Origin of the sequence: Psychrilyobacter sp., from assembly GCF_049671765.1 — a bacterium.
Lineage (GTDB): Bacteria > Fusobacteriota > Fusobacteriia > Fusobacteriales > Fusobacteriaceae > Psychrilyobacter.
Map to the genome: position 1 here is coordinate 1 of NZ_JBATVM010000070.1, position 2,332 is coordinate 2,332.

Genomic DNA, 2,332 nt, shown 5'->3' on the forward strand with positions numbered 1-2,332 from the left:
GGAGAATATATAAGAGTCCCTTCTAACTGGATAATAAAAAAACCTGAAAATTTAACTTTGAAAGAAGCAATGATCTATGGAACAGCTGGATTTACTTCAGCACTATCTGTATACGAATTAATTTCAATAAAAAAACCCGAAGATGGGCCGATACTTGTAACAGGAGCGTCAGGTGGAGTAGGAAGTCATACAGTTAAATTTTTAGTTAAATTGGGTTATGAGGTAGTAGGTGTAGTTGAAAATGAAGAAAAAAGAAAATTTTTATTGGGATTAGGTGCCAGTGACACTTTAAGTAGAGATGAATTTAAAGATACATCTAATAAAGCAATGTTAAAACAAACTTGGGCTGGTGTTATTGATACAGTAGGAGGAGACCCTTTATCAACAGCTATTAGATCTTTAAAATACGGTGGAGTTGTGACTACCTGCGGAAATATAGCTGGAGGAAATATTGATAATATGAATGTTTACCCATTTATTTTAAGAGGAGTTCGCCTTATTGGAATTGATTCTGTACAATGCCCTAAAGGAAAAAGAGAAGAAGTGTGGAAGATGTTAGCTGATTCTTGGAAAGGGAATCAGTTAGAAAATGGAATTGAAGAAGTTCAATTAGAAAAAATACTAGAAAAAGTAGAAGATATGCTAAATTCAAGATTAGTAGGAAGGGTAATTTTAAAACATTCAAACAATTAAAAAACTAAATTATATTTATTTGGATGTAGTATTGTGTTACTTTTTTGAGTGTTTCCAAAATTTAGTATAAATTAAAATATTCCCTTCCTAACTATTAGAGGTATAATTTAGTAATTAGGGAGGGAATTTTTATGAGCTGAAAAGCAAAAAAATTAAGAATGTTTGTGGTGATTTATCCAGAACAAGTAAAAATTTATGTAAAAGAAGAGCTGTTTTAATAGCTCTCCTTTAGTAGTTAGGAACTGAATGTACATGTAATTTAGGATAGACCCATTTATATCTTTGTATTAATTTTCCTATATTTCACCTTTAATTTGTTTAGATATTTTATTTATAAGTTTATATTTTAACTTTTTTAAATCATGAGATAAGTTCACCTTATATTTATGAGGGTTTTCTAGTCTCTTTCTCTCAGTTGATATTTTTTTCAATTCTTTTAAATAATAATTTCTTGAATTTTTTATATCTTTTAACTTTAAATATTCTTTTGTTATTTGACCATCTTTTACATAAATTTTAGTAAGTTTTTTATAAGTATATTCTCCTCCTATAAGACTCACATTTTTAAAATCATAATTTTCATCTCTGAGTTCTAAGGTCTCATTATTTATCAACAACTTTTTTTCGTCATCATTATCAGTTAAAGTTATTAAATCTGCATAAGCTAGACCATTTTTATCATAAATTCTATAAACCTCTTTAAAACCAGGGTTTGATATTTTAATGACATCTTCAGATAATTTTATTACCGATTTTCCAGCAACTTCTACAATCTTATATACTCCTACAAAACAAGGATTTGATTTACTTACAGCAATAGCATCTCCCACACCATAGGAATCTACTTCTACGCCTTGTTCTTTTAAAGCTCTTATTAAATTCTCATCCAATCCATTAGTCAGGACTATTTTAGCTTTATATAGTGAAGCCTCATTTAATAATTGCCTACATTTTTTAGATAAGTATGCCAAATCTCCCGAGTCAATTCTGATACCATAATTTCCTTCATAGGAGTCATCTATTCCATTTTCTTTAAATGAATCAATAGCATTTTGAATACCTATTTTCAATGTATTGTAGGTATCTATCAAAAGAATAAGAGGATTATTCCCACTTTTTCTATTTTTTATAAATTTATCAAAAGATTCTTTTTCCGCTTCCCTTCCAACACCAAAAGTCTGAATATATGAATGAGCCATAGTTCCTATACTAGGCACACCATATTTATATTCTGTAACAATATTTGAATGAGTGGCACATCCCCCAATGTAGGCGGCTTTATTTCCTTCCACGGCAGAACTAAACCCATGGGCTCTTCTACTTCCAAATGATAGTACAGGAGTAGGATAAGCAGCTCTAGTTACACGAGAAGCTTTGGTAGCTATTGCCATCTGCATATTCATTATATTTAAGATAGGAGTTTCTAAAATTTTAGCTTGAATTATAGGAGCTTTTATAGTAATTATAGGTTCATTAGGATAAGCTATTTCTCCATCTCTCATAGCATATATATCCCCTGTAAATTTTAACTTCACCAAATACTCTAGTAATTCTTTTTCATGAATTAGAGCAGAAAAATATTTTCTTTTCTCTTCTTCACTCGTACTATTTAAAATTTCTATTAGTTTAATCACTTCAT

At 29.5% G+C, this 2,332-nt stretch carries 2 protein-coding genes; one reads left to right on the top strand and one right to left on the bottom strand.

Going from position 1 to position 2,332, the window contains the following annotated elements; translation table 11 throughout:
- Positions 1–693: zinc-binding dehydrogenase (locus tag WBG30_RS03630; protein WP_424503286.1), on the top strand; the 693-nt coding region annotated here is incomplete at its 5' end.
- Positions 694–989: 296 nt separating this feature from the next.
- Here WBG30_RS03630 and WBG30_RS03635 read toward each other — a convergent pair.
- The coding region (locus WBG30_RS03635) for a nicotinate phosphoribosyltransferase (protein ID WP_424503287.1) at positions 990–2,332 on the bottom strand (1,343 nt) is incomplete at its 5' end.